At 56.5% G+C, this 17772-nt stretch carries 15 protein-coding genes; 9 read left to right on the top strand and 6 right to left on the bottom strand.

All coding sequences use genetic code 11. From position 1 onward, the window contains the following. The 3 genes from ABI213_RS17110 to ABI213_RS17120 form a co-directional block, all read left to right on the top strand. On the top strand, positions 1 to 726 hold a 726-nt coding region (locus ABI213_RS17110), incomplete at its 5' end, for an ATP-binding cassette domain-containing protein (RefSeq protein ID WP_348027973.1). 158 nt (positions 727 to 884) lie between these two features. Next, a complete protein-coding gene (gene ugpQ / locus ABI213_RS17115; RefSeq protein WP_348027975.1) occupies positions 885 to 1634 on the top strand; it encodes a glycerophosphodiester phosphodiesterase in 750 nt (249 codons plus the stop codon). 45 nt (positions 1635 to 1679) lie between these two features. Beyond that, positions 1680 to 2513: a GGDEF domain-containing protein gene (locus tag ABI213_RS17120; RefSeq protein WP_348006852.1), complete on the top strand. Its 834-nt coding sequence runs from the start codon at positions 1680 to 1682 to the stop codon at positions 2511 to 2513. Positions 2514 to 2528: 15 nt separating this feature from the next. Here ABI213_RS17120 and ABI213_RS17125 read toward each other — a convergent pair whose 3' ends face one another. Continuing rightward, entirely contained in the window at positions 2529 to 2795 is a 267-nt protein-coding gene (locus tag ABI213_RS17125) for a hypothetical protein (protein WP_348006853.1), read from the bottom strand. A 122-nt stretch (positions 2796 to 2917) separates the two neighbouring features. Between ABI213_RS17125 and hemA the strand changes: the two genes are divergently transcribed. From hemA to ABI213_RS17150, 5 genes are all read left to right on the top strand, one after another. Beyond that, positions 2918 to 4186 (top strand): glutamyl-tRNA reductase, encoded by a 1269-nt coding sequence (hemA, locus tag ABI213_RS17130; RefSeq protein WP_348006854.1) that lies wholly within the window; start codon positions 2918 to 2920, stop codon positions 4184 to 4186. Between the two features lie 74 nt (positions 4187 to 4260). Further along, positions 4261 to 5343 carry a peptide chain release factor 1 gene (gene prfA, locus ABI213_RS17135; protein WP_348006855.1) on the top strand — a complete coding sequence of 361 codons (1083 nt, stop codon included), beginning with the start codon at positions 4261 to 4263 and terminating at the stop codon, positions 5341 to 5343. Between the two features lie 198 nt (positions 5344 to 5541). Further along, positions 5542 to 6348, top strand: a complete 807-nt coding sequence (gene prmC / locus ABI213_RS17140) for a peptide chain release factor N(5)-glutamine methyltransferase (RefSeq protein ID WP_348006862.1) — start codon at positions 5542 to 5544, stop codon at positions 6346 to 6348. Positions 6349 to 6516: 168 nt separating this feature from the next. Continuing rightward, complete coding sequence (gene grxD / locus ABI213_RS17145) at positions 6517 to 6843, top strand: Grx4 family monothiol glutaredoxin (protein WP_295951982.1); 327 nt, start codon at positions 6517 to 6519, stop codon at positions 6841 to 6843. Positions 6844 to 7005: 162 nt separating this feature from the next. Continuing rightward, on the top strand, positions 7006 to 8001 hold the full coding sequence (locus ABI213_RS17150; RefSeq protein WP_348006856.1) for an AAA family ATPase: 996 nt from the start codon (positions 7006 to 7008) through the stop codon (positions 7999 to 8001). A gap of 26 nt (positions 8002 to 8027) precedes the next feature. On the opposite strand, the gene ABI213_RS17155 is transcribed toward ABI213_RS17150, so the two are convergent. The 5 genes from ABI213_RS17155 to ABI213_RS17175 are packed head-to-tail and all read right to left on the bottom strand — an operon-like array spanning position 8028 to position 16520. Beyond that, positions 8028 to 8804 (bottom strand): serine protease, encoded by a 777-nt coding sequence (locus tag ABI213_RS17155; RefSeq protein ID WP_348006857.1) that lies wholly within the window; start codon positions 8802 to 8804, stop codon positions 8028 to 8030. Between the two features lie 26 nt (positions 8805 to 8830). Continuing rightward, entirely contained in the window at positions 8831 to 11605 is a 2775-nt protein-coding gene (gene prsT / locus ABI213_RS17160) for an XrtA/PEP-CTERM system TPR-repeat protein PrsT (protein ID WP_348027977.1), read from the bottom strand. Between the two features lie 23 nt (positions 11606 to 11628). Beyond that, on the bottom strand, positions 11629 to 12990 hold the full coding sequence (gene prsR, locus ABI213_RS17165) for a PEP-CTERM-box response regulator transcription factor (protein ID WP_348027979.1): 1362 nt from the start codon (positions 12988 to 12990) through the stop codon (positions 11629 to 11631). Further along, positions 12987 to 15092, bottom strand: a complete 2106-nt coding sequence (gene prsK, locus ABI213_RS17170; RefSeq protein ID WP_348006860.1) for an XrtA/PEP-CTERM system histidine kinase PrsK — start codon at positions 15090 to 15092, stop codon at positions 12987 to 12989. Before prsK ends, prsR begins: the two co-directional genes overlap by 4 nt. A 39-nt stretch (positions 15093 to 15131) precedes the next feature. Beyond that, positions 15132 to 16520 (bottom strand): TIGR03013 family XrtA/PEP-CTERM system glycosyltransferase, encoded by a 1389-nt coding sequence (locus ABI213_RS17175; protein ID WP_348027981.1) that lies wholly within the window; start codon positions 16518 to 16520, stop codon positions 15132 to 15134. A 386-nt stretch (positions 16521 to 16906) separates the two neighbouring features. On the opposite strand from ABI213_RS17175, the gene ABI213_RS17180 reads away from it, so the two are divergent. Further along, a partial coding sequence (locus ABI213_RS17180) for an FAD-dependent monooxygenase (RefSeq protein WP_348027983.1) occupies positions 16907 to 17772 on the top strand: 866 nt, incomplete at its 3' end.

Raw genomic sequence — 17772 nt, forward strand, 5'->3', positions numbered from 1 at the left:
AACATGGCCTACGGCCTGAAGATCGCCAAGGTGCCGGTGGACGAGATCAAAACCCGGGTTGACAAAGCCGCCAAGATCCTGGAGTTGGGCCAGTACCTGACCCGCAAGCCGCGCGAACTCTCGGGCGGCCAGCGCCAGCGTGTGGCCATGGGCCGTGCCATCGTGCGCCAGCCGCAGGTGTTTTTGTTCGATGAGCCCCTGAGCAACCTGGACGCCAAGCTGCGCGCCCAGACCCGGCTGGAGATCCAGAAGCTGCACCGCGAACTCGGCATCACCAGCCTGTTTGTCACCCACGACCAGGTCGAGGCCATGACGCTGGCGCAGCGCATGGTGGTGATGAATGGCGGCGTGATGGAGCAATTCGGCACACCCGAACAGGTCTACACCCAGCCCGCCAGCACCTTTGTGGCCAGCTTTATCGGTAGCCCGCCGATGAACCTGCTGAAAACCGCGCCCAATACCGCCCTGGGCGGCCCGGCCAACGCCATCTTGGGCATTCGCCCCGAGCACCTGCACCTGGGCGAAACCGGCTGGGGTTTGGTCGTCGAAACCACCGAAATGCTAGGTGCCGAGCGTCTGATTTATGCCCGGCTGGGCGAGGAACTGCTGATCATCCGCACCGATGAAAGTACGCCCGCCCCGGCCATCGGCAGCACCATCCACGCCACGCCGCGTGCCGACCGGCTGCACTGGTTTAATAGCGATACTGGTAAACGCATAAAGTAGTGGCTCACCCCCAGACTTCGCACTGCGTGTCTTCGCCAACCCCCTTGCAGGGGGCGATACCAGTGGCCCGGCAAAGCCGGTTCCACGGTATCTTTGGAAGCAATCGCTCTGGCCGTCACGAGAGTCTGCGTAATTTCACTTCTAAGTCATAAACATCAATGCAAGTCACTGCCCAAAACTGGCCCTACCCCCGCTGGATTGCCCACCGCGGCGCGGGCAAACTGGCCCCTGAAAACACCCTTGCCGCCTTCCGGCTGGGTGCACAGCACGGCTACCGCATGTTTGAGTGTGACGTGAAGCTCAGCGCTGACGGCGTGCCCTTCTTGCTGCACGACGACACACTGGAGCGCACCAGCACCGGTACCGGGATCGCGGGAGAGCAGCCCTGGAGCGCGCTGGCCCGGCTGGATGCAGGCAGCTGGCATTCGCGCAGCCAGGCGGGCGAGCCGATGCCCACGCTGGACAACATCGCCGCGTTTTGCCAACGCAACGGCCTGTTTCTCAACATCGAAATCAAACCCTCGCCCGGCGCAGACCGCCTGACCGGCGAGAAAGTGGCCGATGCCGCCGCCCGCCTCTGGCAAGGCCAGGCCGTGCCGCCGCTGCTGACATCGTTCAGCGTTGCGTCGCTGGAAGGGGCCCAGGCAACCCAACCCAACCTGCCCCGGGGCCTGCTGCTGGAAACCTTGTGGGACGGCTGGCTGCAAACCGCGCAGCGCCTGGGCTGCATTGCCATCGTCTGCGACCACACGCTGTGGACGGCGGAGACCGTGGCCCAAGTCAAAGCCGCCGGGCTGCGCAGCGCCAGCTACACGGTGAACGACGCGGCGTCGGCGCAGCGCCTAGCCGTACTGGGCACCGATGGTGTCATCACCGACCGAATTGATCTATTCGCCCCGGCGGTTTAACGGCAATCCCTGGGCGCGCGCACTTCTTGCTAGCATTGGCAAACCATGCCCAGCCGCTCTGCCCCCCGCTCTGTTGATCCAGCGCTGACACCGCTGCGCCAGCGCTTTTCTCGCACCGTAGCGCGTTGGGGCGTGTGGCGCACCACGCTGGTGATGAGTGCGGCGGTGTCGCTGCTGTCACTGGTACTGACCTATGCCTACATCCGCGCGCTGGGCTATGACACCATGGGCGAGGCGTTTTACATCTCGCTGGTGGTGCCGCTACCCATGACGGCGCTGACCGGGTGGGCGATTTTTTCGCTGATTGTGGCGCTGGAACAGGCTCGGCATGTAGCCCATATGCAGTCCATCACCGACAGCCTGACCGGCCTGGCCAACCGCCGCCACTTCGTCCACACGGCACACCACGCCATCGACCTGGCCGTACGCCACCAGTGGCCGCTGGCTTTGCTGATTCTGGATATCGACCATTTCAAGCGCGTCAACGACTCACACGGGCACAGCGCGGGCGACAAGGTGCTGGTGGAAGTGGCCCGGCGCTGCGCCCAGTGCCTGCGTACCACCGACCTGCTGGCCCGCTGGGGTGGAGAAGAATTTGTAGTGCTGTTGCCCAACACGCCGCTGGAGCAGGCCCGCCAGTTCGCCGAGCGCATGCGCGAGGCGGTGGCTTTTTCGGCCCAGCTCTATGCCGCCACAGATGCCGTGCGCGTCACCATCAGCGTGGGCGCGGCGGGCATGGCCGAAGCGGAACCCATGACCTTGGATGCATTGGTGCAAGCCGCCGACCACGCGCTGTTTGATGCCAAACGCGCGGGCCGCAACCAGGTGTCACTGGCACCCAGCGGCCTGTCACGCTTCGGCCCGCTGCTAGCGAGCTAAGAACGTGTTCACGATCTAACGGCTCAACCACCACTGGCTGGTGGCGCAGGCCAGCACCAGCGCAGCGTAGGTGGCCATCTTGCCGTCGTGCCCAAAGAACCACAGCCCGCCGAACAACACCAGCAGGCACACTACAAAATTAATAGCTGCCTGTGCAGGTAAGCGCTGCGCCGAAGGCCTATTTTTCATAAAAATACGGGCGGCCAGCGCCACCAGCACGCCCACTACCAGCGCCGGTGCGGCAAAATTCAGCAGATGAAAAAATGAATCGATAGGTCCCATAGCGGCAATTTTGAGGCTTTGGCGGCGCGCAGGGAATTTAGCCCCGCACAAATTTTATAATCCACGCTTGCACGGCTTCGACGGCGAAGCCGTTGCAAGGCATACAAGTAACTTGAGACCACATGGCAGTTTGGGCATTAGGCATTAACCACACCACCGCACCTTTGGATTTGCGCGGTCGGTTTGCGTTCGCCTTGGACCAAATCGCGCCCACGCTGCACGGCCTGCGTGCCGCGCTGCAAGGCCCCGAGGCCGCCATCATCTCTACCTGCAACCGCACCGAAGTCTATTGCGCGGGCGACCAGCAGGCGCTGGAGCACACGGTGGACTGGCTGGCCCACACCGGCGGTGTCTCGCCCGCCCTGCTGCGCTCCCATGCCTACACCTTGCAAGACGGCCCGGTGGCCCGCCACGCCTTCCGGGTGGCTAGCGGGCTGGACTCGATGGTGCTGGGCGAACCGCAAATTCTGGGCCAGATGAAAGACGCGATCCGCGCGGCCGAGCAGGCCGGCGCCCTGGGCAGCACGCTGAACCAGCTGTTCCAACGCTCATTCGCCGTAGCCAAAGAGGTGCGCACGTCCACCGAAATCGGCGCGCATTCCATCAGTATGGCCGCCGCCGCCGTGCGCCTGGCCGGCCAGTTGTTTGAAGACCTTAGCCAGGTGCGCGTGCTGTTTGTGGGCGCGGGCGAGATGATCGAGCTGGCCGCCACCCACTTTGCCGCCAAAAACCCCAAATCCATCGCCATCGCCAACCGCACCCTGGAGCGCGGCGAAAAGCTCGCCACCCGTTTTGGCGGCGAGGTGATGCGCCTAGCCGATCTGCCCAGCCGCCTGCACGAGTTCGATGCCGTGGTGAGCTGCACCGCCAGCACCCTGCCCATCATCGGTCTGGGCGCGGTAGAGCGGGCCCTGAAGCTGCGCAAGCACCGGCCCATGTTCATGGTCGATCTGGCCGTGCCGCGCGATATCGAACCCGAAGTCAAAGCCTTGGAAGACGTGTACCTGTACACCGTGGACGACCTGGCCCACGTGGTGCAAAGCGGCCAGGCAAACCGCCAGGCAGCAGTGGCACAGGCAGAGGTCATCATCGATGCGGGCGTGCAAAGCTTTTTGCACTGGATGGACCAGCGCGACCCGGTGCATGGCGTGGTACCGCTGATCCAGCAGCTGAACGCCCAGGCCGACGAATGGCGCGCTACCGAACTGGCCCGCGCCCGCCGCCTGCTGGCCAAGGGCGACGACGTCGAAGCTGTGCTGGAGATGCTGAGCCGAGGCCTGACGCAAAAAATGCTGCACGGCGCCATGGCGGAGCTGCGCGCAGGTGATGCCGACACGCGGGACCATACGGTGCAGGCCATCCACAAACTGTTTTTGCGCAAAGAGCGTTAGCGGCGCTGCTGCTGCCCTCCGCTACCGCCTTGCCCGCCCTGCTCTGGGGCCGTTCTCCCTTTTGAAGTCTTTTTATGCATACCTTTCTACGCCAACAGCTTGAGCGCTACGTCTTTCGCCTTGCCGAACTCGACTTTTTGCTGTCCCGCGAAGACATCATGGGCGATATGAAGCAGTTTTTGCTGTTGTCGCGCGAGCACACCGAGGTCGGCCACGTGGCCAGCCGTTTTACCCGCTACAACCAGCGCGAAGCCGACCTGGCCGCCGCCCATGAAATGAAGTCCGACCCCGAGATGGCGGACATGGCCGAGGAAGAAATCGCATCCGCCGAGGCCGAACTGCTGCAGTTGGAAGCCGAACTGCAACGCATGCTGCTGCCCAAAGACCCCGACGACGCACGCAACGCCTTCTTGGAAATCCGCGCGGGCACGGGTGGCGACGAATCGGCTTTGTTCGCGGGTGACCTGCTGCGCATGTACACCCGCTACGCCGAGCGCCAGGGCTGGAAGACCGAAATCATGGGCGAATCGCAAAGCGAGCTCGGCGGCTACAAAGAAGTGGTGCTGCGCATCGAGGGCGACAGCGTGTACGGCCAGCTCAAGTTCGAGTCCGGTGGCCACCGCGTGCAGCGCGTGCCCGCCACCGAAACCCAGGGCCGCATCCACACCAGCGCCTGTACGGTAGCGGTGCTGGCCGAACCGGACGAGCACGAGGCCATCAAAATCAACCCGGCCGACCTGCGCATCGACACTTACCGCGCCAGCGGAGCCGGTGGCCAGCACATCAACAAGACCGATTCGGCGGTGCGCATCACCCACATTCCTACCGGCATCGTGGCCGAATGCCAAGATGGCCGCAGCCAGCACAGCAACAAGGCCCAGGCGCTGAAAGTTCTGACCGCCCGCATCCACGAAAAAGACCGCTCCGAGCGCGCCGCCAAAGATGCCGCCGAGCGCAAGGGCTTGATCGGCAGCGGCGACCGCAGCGACCGCATCCGCACCTACAACTTCCCCCAGGGCCGCTGGACCGACCACCGCATCAACCTCACGCTGTACAAGCTCTTGTCCGTGATGGAGGGCGACTTGTCCGACGGCCTGAACGCCCTGCGCGCCGCGCAAGAGGCCGAACAACTCGCAGAACTAGGATTAGGCGCATAAACCATGGCACGTTCCATCAACAAGGGCCCCAAGCCCAAAGGCGGCTACGCCCAGGTGTCCAGCAAGTCCCTCAAGGAGGCGAAGGAAAAAGCCAGCAAACGCATGGCGCCCCGCCCCGACCATCCAGGGCTGGGAAAAGTGGCCCGGGTGGCAGCCCGCCAAATATCGGTGTACAGCGACGAGGTCAGCACCCTGCAAATGGCCCTGCTGGGCGCACAAAAACACGGCATCGACAAGCTGGATGCACGCATGCTGCTGCTGCACGCCCTGGGCAAGAACCCGCTGGATGCCGCCTGGCTGCTGGCCCACGGCCAAGATGCCTTGAAACCTGTGCAAGCCGCCGCCTTTGGCACCGCCTGCACCCGTCGGCGTGCCGGTGAACCCGTGGCCTACATCACCGGCCAGCGCGAGTTCTTCGGCCTGACGCTGCACGTTGATGCGCGGGTACTCGACCCCCGACCCGATACCGAAACGCTGGTCGAATGGGCGCTGGAACTCTTGGTCGGTAAAAGCGCCCCGCAGGTGATCGACCTCGGCACCGGCAGTGGAGCCATCGCTCTGGCCCTGCAGAAAGCCCGGCCCGACGCGCAGGTTACCGCAGTGGACAACAGCACCGATGCGCTCACCGTGGCCCAGGCCAACGCAGCCCGGTTGGCACTGCCTGTGGCCTTCGTCCACAGCGGGTGGCTGGCCCAAGTGGCAGGCAGGTTCGATGTGGTTGTTTCCAACCCGCCCTACATCACCGATGCAGACCCGCACCTGCCCGCGCTGGCCTTCGAGCCGCGCAGCGCGCTGACCGCAGGCCCCGATGGACTGGACGATATCCGCCAGATCATCGCCCAGGCCCCGGCCCATCTGCGGCCCCAAGGTTGGTTGCTGCTGGAACACGGCTACGACCAGGCGACGGCAGTGGCGGCGCTGCTGGAGCAGGCAGGCTTCAAGCAGGTGCAATCCCGACCCGACCTGGCAGGTATCGCACGCTGTACGGGCGGCCAGGTAAGTTAAGCACGTTTTAGGCTTCTGGAGCATATTCCACTTGCGCTAGAAGCTACGAAAATAGTAGCGTTTTAAAAACTGTGCACCCTTAGCCCAAACGGGAACACAACACTACCCGCCTCCTGCCACGGCGGGCTAAGTGAAATAATAGTGGTTTGATTTTCAAGGAGTCTTTTGATGAGCGACACACAACAACGCATTGATGCACTGGTCAAATCCAACGACGTGGTGCTGTTTATGAAGGGCAACGCCAGCTTCCCCCAGTGCGGCTTCTCCGGCCGCGCCATCCAGCTGCTCAAAGCCTGCGGCGTGGACACCAAGACCGTCAAAACCGTGAACGTGCTGGAAGACGACGAAGTCCGCCAGGGCATCAAGGAATACAGCCAGTGGCCCACCATCCCACAGCTCTATGTCAAGGGCGAGTTCGTTGGCGGCTCGGACATCATGATGGAAATGTACGAATCCGGTGAACTGCACCAAGTGCTGGGCTCTACACCGGCCTGATATCCAGGTCTGCGTGCACGCTTTTGTGCGCAGTCGGCTGTGGTGCCAGGTCCACCGCTGACAAATAGGCCCGGTAAGCGGCACTATTCCACACCTCCGGCCATGGTGCGCTGGCACGGCTTATGCTGAAATGAAGCCGTGCCAGCAACCAAGGAGTCTTTGATGGAATCCCGCAGTCTTGTTCCGCATGCATCGCAGTTTCAACTGCCCGTTGCCAATGTGCGCAGCGTATTCCACACCCACGATGTGGAGCGCAAACTGGCCAAGCTCCCCAACCGAGAACACGAAAACCTGCGCAGCACCTACGAGCGCATGCTGGAGCGCGGCCCCGACCGCTTCCAGGTCAAGCCCTCGGGTATTCCCGAAATGTCGGCCCTCTACCAGGCCCTGCCCAACTTCACCGAAGTGCTGGACGATGTGAAACGCCACGTCGCCCTGAGCCAGGACAGCCGTGACGGCCTGGAAGTCACACCCATCCTGCTGCTAGGTCTGCCCGGTATCGGCAAAACCCATTTCGCCAAGAAACTGGCCGATCTGCTGGGGACCGGTATGAACCTGGTGCCTATGAGTTCGATGACCGCAGGTTGGCTGCTGTCGGGCTCATCGTCACAATGGAAAGGTGCTAAACCCGGCAAGGTGTTTGAAGCGCTGATCGACGGTGAATACGCCAACCCGGTTATCGTGGTAGACGAGATCGACAAAGCCAGTGCCGATGCCCAGTACGACCCGCTGGGAGCCCTCTACAGCTTGCTGGAGCACGACACAGCCCAGAACTTCATGGACGAGTTTGCCGAAGTTGCCATCGATGCCAGCCAAGTGATCTGGATCACCACGGCAAACGACCCGCGGAGCATCCCCGAGCCAATTTTGAACCGCATGAACGTGTTTGAAATTGAGCCGCCCTCCCCCGAAGCCGCGCGCCAAATTGCCCGCAATCTCTACCAATCCATCCGGGCCGAACATGGCTGGGGCGAACGCTTTGCGCCCGATCCACACAGTGACTTACAAGATGCCCTGGCCGAACTGGCTCCGCGTGAAATGCGCCGGGCGTTAATGACCGGTTTTGGCAATGCCCGGCTGGATGGCCGCGATACCGTGCGGGTAGAAGACCTACCCAAAGCCAGCCAGCACAAGGGCCGCATGGGCTTCATGCAGTAAAGCCGAAAGGCCGAAAGGCAAAGGCCTTAGTTGGCCTTTTGTCGCTGCACCAACTGCTGTATGAAATTGGAGGGAATGGCGTAGGTGATACCGGAGGGTTGGCTGATAGCCGACTCTTTGGTGCTTTTCACAAATACCATGTTCACAATGCCCACCACTTCGCCGGACTCGGCATCAAACAAGGGTCCGCCGCTGTTGCCGGGGTAAGCGGTACCGTCCAGTTGGAAAATATCGAAACTGCCATCGCGAATACTGCGAATCGACTTTTCGGTTAACAACTGCCCTGTGGCCGCAGGCAGAACAATGGGAGTGATGGACGAGACCATGGCGCGGTGCGTCACCGGCGAAAACCCCAGCGCACCACCAATCGGGAAACCCATCAAGGCGACCGATTGACCTTCACGCACAGTATTGGAGTCACGCAAAGCCAGAAACGGCACGGGTTCCCCGGTAAACCGCAGCAATGCCAAGTCGTGCACGCGGTCCTGCTCTAGCACCGAGGCTTGCCGCATCTGCCACTCACCTTTAGGGCCGCGCACCTGCACCACCAGATCGGAGCCAGTACCGTCTTCAGATGGACTGAACAAAACATGGGAATTAGTGATACCCAAATTACCGCCTACAGCCACAAAACCCGACCCACGCAAGGTAAATCGAGGGCTATTGGTATTTTTGTAGTAACCCACAATAATAATTGAGGGCTTTACTTTGGCAATCGTATCCACGAGATCCGCGCGTGCCAAATGAAAAGGCGCAAAAAATACGCCCAACAGACATATCCATTGAATATAAATTTTATCCATTAGCCCGCTCTGTAGTTGGCATAATTTTACAAACTTTTCAATGCTGCATCGACTTCAGCTTGTGATGTAAATTTATCACCCAATTTAGCCAATTCGGTCAACAAAGTTTTCGCCTTAGTTTTGTCGCCAGATTTTATATAAATTTTTGCCAAATTTAATTTAAACAAAGAATTTTCCGGCTGCAATGCAATTGCCTTATTTTGCAAATCGATAGATTTGACATAATCACCTTTTTCGGCCAATAAGCTAGCCAAGGTATCCATAAATGCTGGCTGATTCGGTGCCAACTTCATGGCTTTCTCTGAGTAAGCAATGGCACTGTCTTTTTTCAGCTGGCCCGCCACCCAAGCCAAATTATTGTAGGCAACCGCATTTTCAGGTTGAATTTGAATTATATTTCCATATAATTTTTCAGCCCCTGAAAAGTCTTTCTTGATTAATGCCGCATCGGCCATATATGAAATAAATGCAACATCCTTAGGGTGTTCCTTCATCCAAGACGTCGCAAATTTATCTGCATCAGCCTTGTTATTTTGAACATTTAAAACAGAATAGATTTTAGATGCTGGTTCGAGCGAATTCGTCTGCTTCAGGCCCAGACGATAAGCCGCTAATGCATCATCCCATTTCTTTTGTGCGACATTCACATCACCCTCTAAAATATAACCCACAATTTCTTTAGGCCTTTGTTTTTGTATAGAACGTGTAATGTCAATAGCATTTGTGTATTTCTCAGAAGAAATACCCAACATAATTAGATCTGTCTGCGCCTCCAGTAGATCAGGCTTCAATTCCAAAGCTTTATTAAGATTTTGTTCCGCCGCAGACGTATCTTTTGCCGCCAAATTGGCACTGGCAAGTCGCATCAGTGGTTGAACGGACTGCGGTTGCAAACTAACAAGCTTTGTGTAAGAAGAGATAGCCTGGTTGGTATCGCCTGTAGCAAGCTGCGTACGCCCTAGTGCGTCCAGTACCTCCAGGCTATCCGGCAATACGGTCATCGCATTTTGGGCTGCAGAAAATGCAGATTTATTATCTTTATTACGCAGATAAAAGTTTATCAACAAAATACGCGGCATGACTTCTGATGGATTTGCAGTGATAGCCCGGTTAATGGACTCCGCGATCTCTTCCTTGGTACCTCCTGTGCGGGCCTTTAACTCAGCCAAACCCAATAGAGCCTGGTTGTTTTTAGGTTCTTTCGTCAGTACATTTTCAAATCTCTTCTTGGCATCTTCAGGTTTTTTTTCAAAAACATCCAAAGCAGCGAGGCTTGCAATAGCTGGTAAATAGGTAGGATTTATTGCAACAGCTTTTTCAAAATTCTTTCGGGCATTCACATAATCATTTTTTGATACCTGAATTTTTCCACGTAAATTAAAGACCAAAGGATTATCGGGCTGCTTCTTCTCCATGTCATCAATAGATTTAAGCGCTTTATCAAACTCTTGTCGGCGCAAATGGGCGCTGATGAGCGCGAGATTTGCCGATATGCCCTGGTCCGAAGACGCGATATCGTCCAACTCATTAAAAGCAGATGCCGTATCACCACTGATTAAATGAACCAACGCCACTGACGTACGTTTTCTTCCGTCTTTAGGATCCAGCTTGGATGCCTTTGAAAAATATTCACCGGCCTTTTTAACATCCCCATTTTGCAGAAAAACCTCGCCAGCAATCGAATACAAGGCTGTATCCACTGGCTCCTGAACCAATCCAGGATTCAAAGTGGCGAGCGCCTTGTCAGGTTGACCCATACGCAAATAAGTCATGACCAACAATCTACGAGCCACTGACAAACCAGAATTTAAAGAAATGGCCTTACTGAGGTAAATTTCCGCCTGGATAAAAGAATTTAATTGAAATTCGATCAATCCAGCTGACTGCAGTCCAACCGGATTATCTGAAGACATTTTTAGAAGTTGCTGAGCCAATGCTCTCGCGCCTATAAGATCCTTCTTCTGGTATGCCAATTGAACTTCAAAATATTTTGTTTGCGGACTTCTATCCGCAATTTTCTTCAAAGCATCCAATTCCTTTTGAGCATCTTCCAATTTATTTTGCTGGAATAGTATGGTCAATACTCCAGCATAGCCTTGCAGAAAATTACTTTTTACTTCGATCGATTTCTTATACGGCAGCAATGCCGCATCCAGATCTTTTTTTCCATACAAAAGAATATCACCTTTTGTTCTCAAAGCCTCCGGATTTTCTGGATTTTTAGAAATCACAGCATCGATCAATGACAACGCTGCAGGAAAGTCACCTTTGGCTGCAAAATTACGAGCCTTCATAATGAGTGCATCGGCATTCTCTGGCTCATAAGAGAGCGCAGAAGTGAGTGCAGCTTGTGACAAATCCGCCATATTCTGGCCTGCGTAAGCTTTACTTAAAGATATTTGCAAACCAGCTTTTGAGGCATTCGATTGCAATTCTATTTTTGAAAAATCATCGGTAATTTTTTTAAACTTTCCTTGCAAGAGCAAGGACCGCACTATCTGTGGCACGAGCAGATCATCTGAATATTTTAAGCGGCGAGATTTATCAAACTCTATTTCTGCTGCCGCCGGATCACCACTATTCAACAATGCCGTACCTAGCAAAAAACGGGCTTCCGGAAGATTTGGATCAGCTTGTAGTGCATTTTTAATTTGGATAATGGCCGTTTTTTGGTCATTTTTTGCCAAACTTGTTTTAGCGGCCGCAATCAGAACCTCTGGTTTCTCATCGCCACAAGCCGACAAAACCCCTACAGCCATAAATACAGGAATCAGATTACGTGCAAAAATATATTTTTTCATTTGTTTTTCAAAGCAAAAATGGATTACTTTAAACCAAGGCGGTGCATTAAATCATACAGCGTTGGGCGGCTTACTCCCAACAATTCTGCCGCCTTGACGATATTTCCATTCACACGCCCCAGGGCAGCGATAATGGCATTTTTTTCTGCGGCATCTCTGACCGCTCTTAAGTCCAATGATTTTTCTGCCATTTCTGATGATGGCGAATCCAAGCCAATATCTTCAGGCAGAATATGATTACTATCAGACATAATAACTGCCCGTTTAATGCAATTTTCTAGCTCACGGATATTTCCTGGCCAGTTATGGTGCTCAATCAGACGCACACTTTCTTCGCTGAGATTCAAAGAACCTCTGTTTTGCTCTCGCGCAAAACGCCTCACAAATGCAAAAGCCAGCAATGCGGCATCACCTCTGCGTGCCCGTAAAGGCGGAATATTGATCACGATTTCTGCTAAGCGGTAGTACAAGTCTTCGCGAAACCGGCTTTCTTTGCTGAGTGCTTTCAAGTCTTGGTGGGTGGCACAGACAATCCGTACGTCTACCGGAATCTCCTGACGCCCGCCTACACGCTCGATCGTGCGCTCCTGGATAAACCGAAGTAACTTGGCTTGCAGCGAAAAAGGTAAATCACCAATTTCGTCCAGCATCAGGGTACCGCCATTAGCCAGCTCTATCTTTCCCAGCGTTGTTTTAGCCGCCCCGGTGAATGCGCCCTTTTCGTACCCAAACAACTCGCTTTCCAATAGATTTTCAGGGATGGCCGCGCAATTGATCGCCACAAACTTCTCATTTTTACGCGAAGATGCTTGGTGGAGACCCCGCGCCAGAACCTCTTTACCAGTTCCACTCTCGCCCAGAAGCATCACAGTAGCCGTGGTGTTCGCGACTTTTTCAATGGTCCGGCATACGCGCAGCATCTCAGGATCACGGGTGATCAAGCCCGTCAAAGCGTCTGGCTGGTACATGGACTGTAGCCGCCGGTTTTCCTTTTGCAGCTCAAACATCCTGAAGGCACGTTCGATCGTCAGATTCAGCAGATCAGGTTCAAAAGGTTTGGCAAAAAAGTCATAGGCACCCAAGGCCACGGCCCGCAATGCATTGGCTTGGTCGTTCTGGCCCGTCAGCACAATGACTTTGGTATCCGGCTCCACCGTGAGGATTTGCTCCAGCAAACGAAAACCCTCTGCAACTCCGTCAGCATCGGGTGGTAGGCCCAGATCCATGGTGACAACGGCCGGGCTGTGTCGGCGCAGCTGCACCATGGCGCTATCACGGTCCTGCGCGGTGACCGAGTCAAATTTATCGACCGACCATTTGATTTGCTTTTGCAAAGCCAAATCATCTTCCACGATCAAAAGCGAACGCGCAGTATCAGAACTCATGAGGCCCCCAATACGTGGAGATCTGAGCCCTGGTGGACCTCAAACAAAGGCAATAAAAGCGTCACCAGCGTTCCTTCATTCAGCACACTATTCACCAAAATCTTGCCCCCTAATTCCTGCACGTATTGAAAGCTTTCGTAGGCACCGATGCCCATACCGGCTTGCTTGGTAGTTTGAAACGGTTTGAAAAGGCGTTCCTGGACAAATTCTTCGCTCATGCCTTGCCCAGTGTCGCCAATCTCTACACGGGCGTGCCCATTGAAACGGTCGAGGTTGAGCCATACACGCCCCGAGGGATCGGTCGCATCAAAGGCATTTTGCACAATGTGCCCGATGATCCGCTCAAGGCGCTCTTCATGGCCGCGCGTAACAACCCTATCTACCAGCGTCACCTCGAACTGGCGGCCACGTTTGGCTGCCACTAGAGAAATCCGTTGCACGATGGTTCCCAGATCCACCCCCACTGCCGTGCCAGGAGGTGTTGCCCCTTCGCGCAATTGCAGCATGAGCTGACGCATTCTGTCTAACGAATTTTCTACCGTCATCAGCATGTCCTGCTGAAACTCTGGGTTGGCATGCAGGCGCTTGGCGTTTTTAAGCATCAGCGACAGTTGCGTCACGATGTTTTTAAGATCATGAACCACAAAGGCGGACATGCGGTTAAAGGCATCAAACTTGCGAACTTCCAACAAGGCCTCGGTGGCCCGCATCTGCGCCAAATAACTCGCCGCCTGGCGACCGGCCGTTTTGAGCAAATCGTTCACTTCCCAGTTCACGTCGATATTGGTACGGGCGCGGGCCAAAACGACAAAGCCAATCAACTCACCGCCTGCCGTCAGTGGCACGATCAACCAGGCCTGCGTCACATCCTGCAGCCACAAAGGCAGCGTGAGGTCGCCGTAGCGCTTAGAAAAGGACCGGTATTCCTCCAAATTGATCACCCACCCGCTGCTTGCCAAAAACTTGCAAAACGAGGATTCCGCGTCCTCCTTGGCAGCGGTGGCCACCAGATTCCAGTGGGCCGTCTGGCGAAACACCGATTCGCTGGTACCTTTCATCCACAAGCCGCCGCCTGGACTGTCCAACATGTCCGCCAGCGCCCGCACCACCTGTTGGCCCGTATCCTGCGGCGCATGGTTGCTGGACAGCGTCTGGGTGAACTTGAGCCACTCTTCACGGTAGTCGTACCGGTAACGGAAAAAATGCTTGCCCACCAAAACCCGTAGCTTGGCCCGGAAAGAGCCTGACAAGGCCAGCACCATAAGCGCAATCAAGGCCGAAAACACCACCCCCACCTGCAAGGCCCGCCCCCATTCACCGCCAAAGTACCGCACGTAGTAACCCACGGCAGAAATGAAGATCAAATACGCACCGGCCACCAAGAGCGTTGCGGAATGGAAGGCCGCTTTTTGGGACACCCGGATACTGGAAATCCAGTCGCGACGGCGGGTAGTGGACAGCAGCAGTAACAACACCATTAAGGCATGCACGGCACCCCGCACGCTCAATGCATCGCTATCCAGCCGCTTGAACAACACCGCTTGCGAATATAGATACAGATCAAACAAGAACAGGCCCGCCAGCCCCAAGCTCAAAGGCTTGACGTTCCACCGAGAATCTTCCGTCACGTTGCGGTAAATCTGCTCCAACAGAACCAGGGCTAACACAGGTAAAGCCATAGCCCACATTAAGGCCATTTCACCCAAGTCGCCGAAAGCGACCACGCCAAACGGTGCCAGTATCTGCGTCACCAAGCCCAAGCCCAGCAGAACTACGGCCACCAAAGGCAGCCAGGCCATTCCCGAAGGCAGCTTTCCGTCGCGACCAGAGCGGCACAAGACCAGCATGAACCCAAACCAGCAGCCATAGCGCAATATATCGGCCAGATTGGCCAATAAGCGCCACCATGGACTGACCACAGACATGAGCTGGCACCCACCCCACAAGGCGGAAAAAACAACCGCGAAAAGAAGGTAGAGAGCGGATGTATTCCTGGGCGCGCGCGCGGCCCCCATGGCCAATAACCTTAGTGCGAACCCGCCATACACCAAAGCCACCAACACATAGCCCACCACCGTCAAGGCGAATGTTTGTTTATCCATGGGCTATACACAGCTTCCGGCACAAGCACATGGCGCACTTCAGCGTGCGCCCTTGGCCATCAGCACAACGCCGACAGTTTCAAACAAGATGATGATGTCTAAAAACAGCGAATGGTTTTTGACGTAATACAGGTCGTATTGGAGTTTTTCTGCCGAATCTTCCAGCGTCGCCCCGTAGTGGTAACGCACTTGCGCCCAGCCCGTGACCCCAGGCTTAACGCTTTGGCGCACCGCATAGTAAGGAATTTGGCGCGTCAACTGGTCCACAAAATAAGGCCGCTCGGGCCGCGGCCCGACCATGCTCATGTCCCCGTTGAGGACACAAAACAACTGCGGCAATTCGTCAATGCGCACCTTGCGGATGAACTTGCCAACCTTGGTGACCCGGTCATCCTGGGCAGCAGCCCAGCGCGGTGTTCCATCCTTTTCGGCATCGGCACGCATGCTGCGAAACTTCACCACATTGAACAGTCGGCCATTAAAACCCACCCGCTCCTGCCGGTAAAAAACCGGTCCTGGACTTTCCAGCACCACCAACAACATGGTGACGAGCATGATGGGCAGGCTAAGCAGAATCAGCACCACAGCGCTACAGATATCAAACAAGCGTTTGACGGCGGTGCGTAGGCCACCCTGGCTAAAACCGTCGCCAAAAATCAACCACCCGGCATTCACCGAATCCAGGCGGATTTGCCCTTTGGTTTTTTCAAAATGCGTAGCCACATCGACCACCCGCACGCCGTGCAGCTTGCAATCCAGTAATTCGCGCAAAGGCATACTGCCACCACGGCGCTCTACCAGTGCGACGACGATTTCATCTACTTCCAGCTCCAAAGCCGTATCGGTCAAAGACTTGTGCTTGGACAAAATTCCCCAGGCGGACACCTCGGACTCGGACTCGTTCGGGCTGGCGTAGTAACCCACCACATCCACATGGGGGTCTTCGTTTTTAAGTGTTTTCCCCACCAGTGCCGCGCGAGGCCCAGTGCCAAACACCAGCACACGGTGGCGCATCATGGATTGCGGCATCGAATGGACCACATACACCCGGTGCAATATGACCACCACAAAGCCTGCCATGGCCGCCATCGCCAGCGTCTCGCGGCTGGTGGAGCTTTGGGGGAACAGCGAAAAAACAACGTACGTCAGCGGCAATGCCAGCACCAGAGAGAGGACGGCACGCGCGCGTGATTGGTTCAACGACCGGTTATGGATACGCTGGTAGAAGCCTAAAGCCGAATTGATCACCAGCATGCCTAGCGACAGCAAACTAGCATGACCCAGCAAAGACACCACCGAAGTGAAATCCTCACCCCTCCAGATCACTACAGCCAAAACGGCCAGAATCACCAGCCCTAGATCAAAAAAAACCTGCTGCAATGTGCGTCTGTGCAGGTAATGGTTAAATATTTTTATCAAGCCTGCCACCTATATGCTGCGATAACTCTGATACCGGCCGATTAACCCCAGTTTGGCGTTGAGATGTTTAAAAAAAAGCATCGAATATGGGTTGGTCCAATGAAAGATAGTTTGAATATAAAGCGCACTTGCAGGATTTTTAATGCGCTCAAGCCCACTGCTCTGTGGATAAATTTTGCTGGTGCATTATGGGCTTTTTTTGAGGCAGGTATGGGGCACTGGAGCCCACATTAAAAGCACTTTTTGATCCCATTCACGGCTTAAGACAGCTCTTGTACCTATGCGTCGGGCATGCCAATACCGCAACAAAGCTAGGGGCGACTCCCTGGAACAGACCCTCGGCTCGGTACCGTAAATCTACTGGCGGGTACAAGCAGGCACTGCAAAATCACCCCATGGTTCAACAGTTACTTATCGCGGGCGCCGGCATTGGCGGTATGGCAGCGGCTTTGGCGTGCGCACGGGCCGGGTGCGGCGTGCGCGTGTTCGAGCGTGCTGTCGCCCTCAGCGAAGTGGGCGCAGGCATCCAGATTGGCCCCAACGTCACTCGGCTGCTACACCATTGGGGTTTGCAGGATGCACTGGCTGCAGTGGCCGCCTTTCCGCAGCATCTGCAGGTACGCGATGCGTTGACGGGCCGCACGCTGGGCAATCTGGCGCTGGGCGATGCCATGCAGCAACGCTACGGAGCCCCCTACGCCACACTGCACCGGGCCGATCTGCTGGCACTGCTGCAGTCCGCCGTACAGCAAACCAGCGCCCAGTTGCAACTCGACCACGCTCTGCAGCATTTCAGCCAGACCGCCTCGGGCGTGTCGGTGCGCGGCAGCGCGGCGGAAGAAATCCACGGCGATGCGCTGGTAGGTGCCGACGGCCTGTGGAGCCCCGTGCGCCAATGGCTGCTGCACGACGGACCGCCGCGCAGCACCGGCCACCTGGCTTACCGCGCCCTGGTGCGCCAGGCCGATCTGCCCCACGGCCTGCGCTCCCAGCAGGTCACCGCGTGGCTCGGCCCGAATCTGCATGTGGTGCAGTACCCCGTGTGTGGCGGCGATTGGCTCAATGTCGTGGCCATCGTGCATGGCCAGCTCTCCCACCCGCACACCAGCCTGGAGCACTGGGACCACAGCGCCAACGCCGCCGACCTGCGTGCCAGCCTGGCGGGCGTGTGCGCCCCGCTGCAAAACCTGTTGCAAGCGGTCGCGTCCTGGCGCTTGTGGGTGCTGTGTGATCGGCCGCCCATGACCGGAGCCCACCAGCA

The sequence above is a fragment of the Rhodoferax sp. genome (genome assembly GCF_039922535.1).
Lineage (GTDB): Bacteria > Pseudomonadota > Gammaproteobacteria > Burkholderiales > Burkholderiaceae_C > Rhodoferax_B.

Bases quoted from the DNA above. Each gene is read 5' to 3' on its own strand.
- hemA (WP_348006854.1), top strand. From the start codon at position 2,918: ATGGCAGTTTGGGCATTAGGCATTAACCACACCACCGCACCTTTGGAT.
- prfA (WP_348006855.1), top strand. From the start codon at position 4,261: ATGCATACCTTTCTACGCCAACAGCTTGAGCGCTACGTCTTTCGCCTT.
- ABI213_RS17150 (WP_348006856.1), top strand. From the start codon at position 7,006: ATGGAATCCCGCAGTCTTGTTCCGCATGCATCGCAGTTTCAACTGCCC.
- prmC (WP_348006862.1), top strand. From the start codon at position 5,542: ATGGCCCTGCTGGGCGCACAAAAACACGGCATCGACAAGCTGGATGCA.
- ABI213_RS17125 (WP_348006853.1), bottom strand. From the start codon at position 2,795: ATGGGACCTATCGATTCATTTTTTCATCTGCTGAATTTTGCCGCACCG.
- ABI213_RS17155 (WP_348006857.1), bottom strand. From the start codon at position 8,804: ATGGATAAAATTTATATTCAATGGATATGTCTGTTGGGCGTATTTTTT.
- ugpQ (WP_348027975.1), top strand. From the start codon at position 885: ATGCAAGTCACTGCCCAAAACTGGCCCTACCCCCGCTGGATTGCCCAC.
- prsK (WP_348006860.1), bottom strand. From the start codon at position 15,092: ATGGATAAACAAACATTCGCCTTGACGGTGGTGGGCTATGTGTTGGTG.
- prsR (WP_348027979.1), bottom strand. From the start codon at position 12,990: ATGAGTTCTGATACTGCGCGTTCGCTTTTGATCGTGGAAGATGATTTG.
- ABI213_RS17120 (WP_348006852.1), top strand. From the start codon at position 1,680: ATGCCCAGCCGCTCTGCCCCCCGCTCTGTTGATCCAGCGCTGACACCG.
- grxD (WP_295951982.1), top strand. From the start codon at position 6,517: ATGAGCGACACACAACAACGCATTGATGCACTGGTCAAATCCAACGAC.
- prsT (WP_348027977.1), bottom strand. From the start codon at position 11,605: ATGAAAAAATATATTTTTGCACGTAATCTGATTCCTGTATTTATGGCT.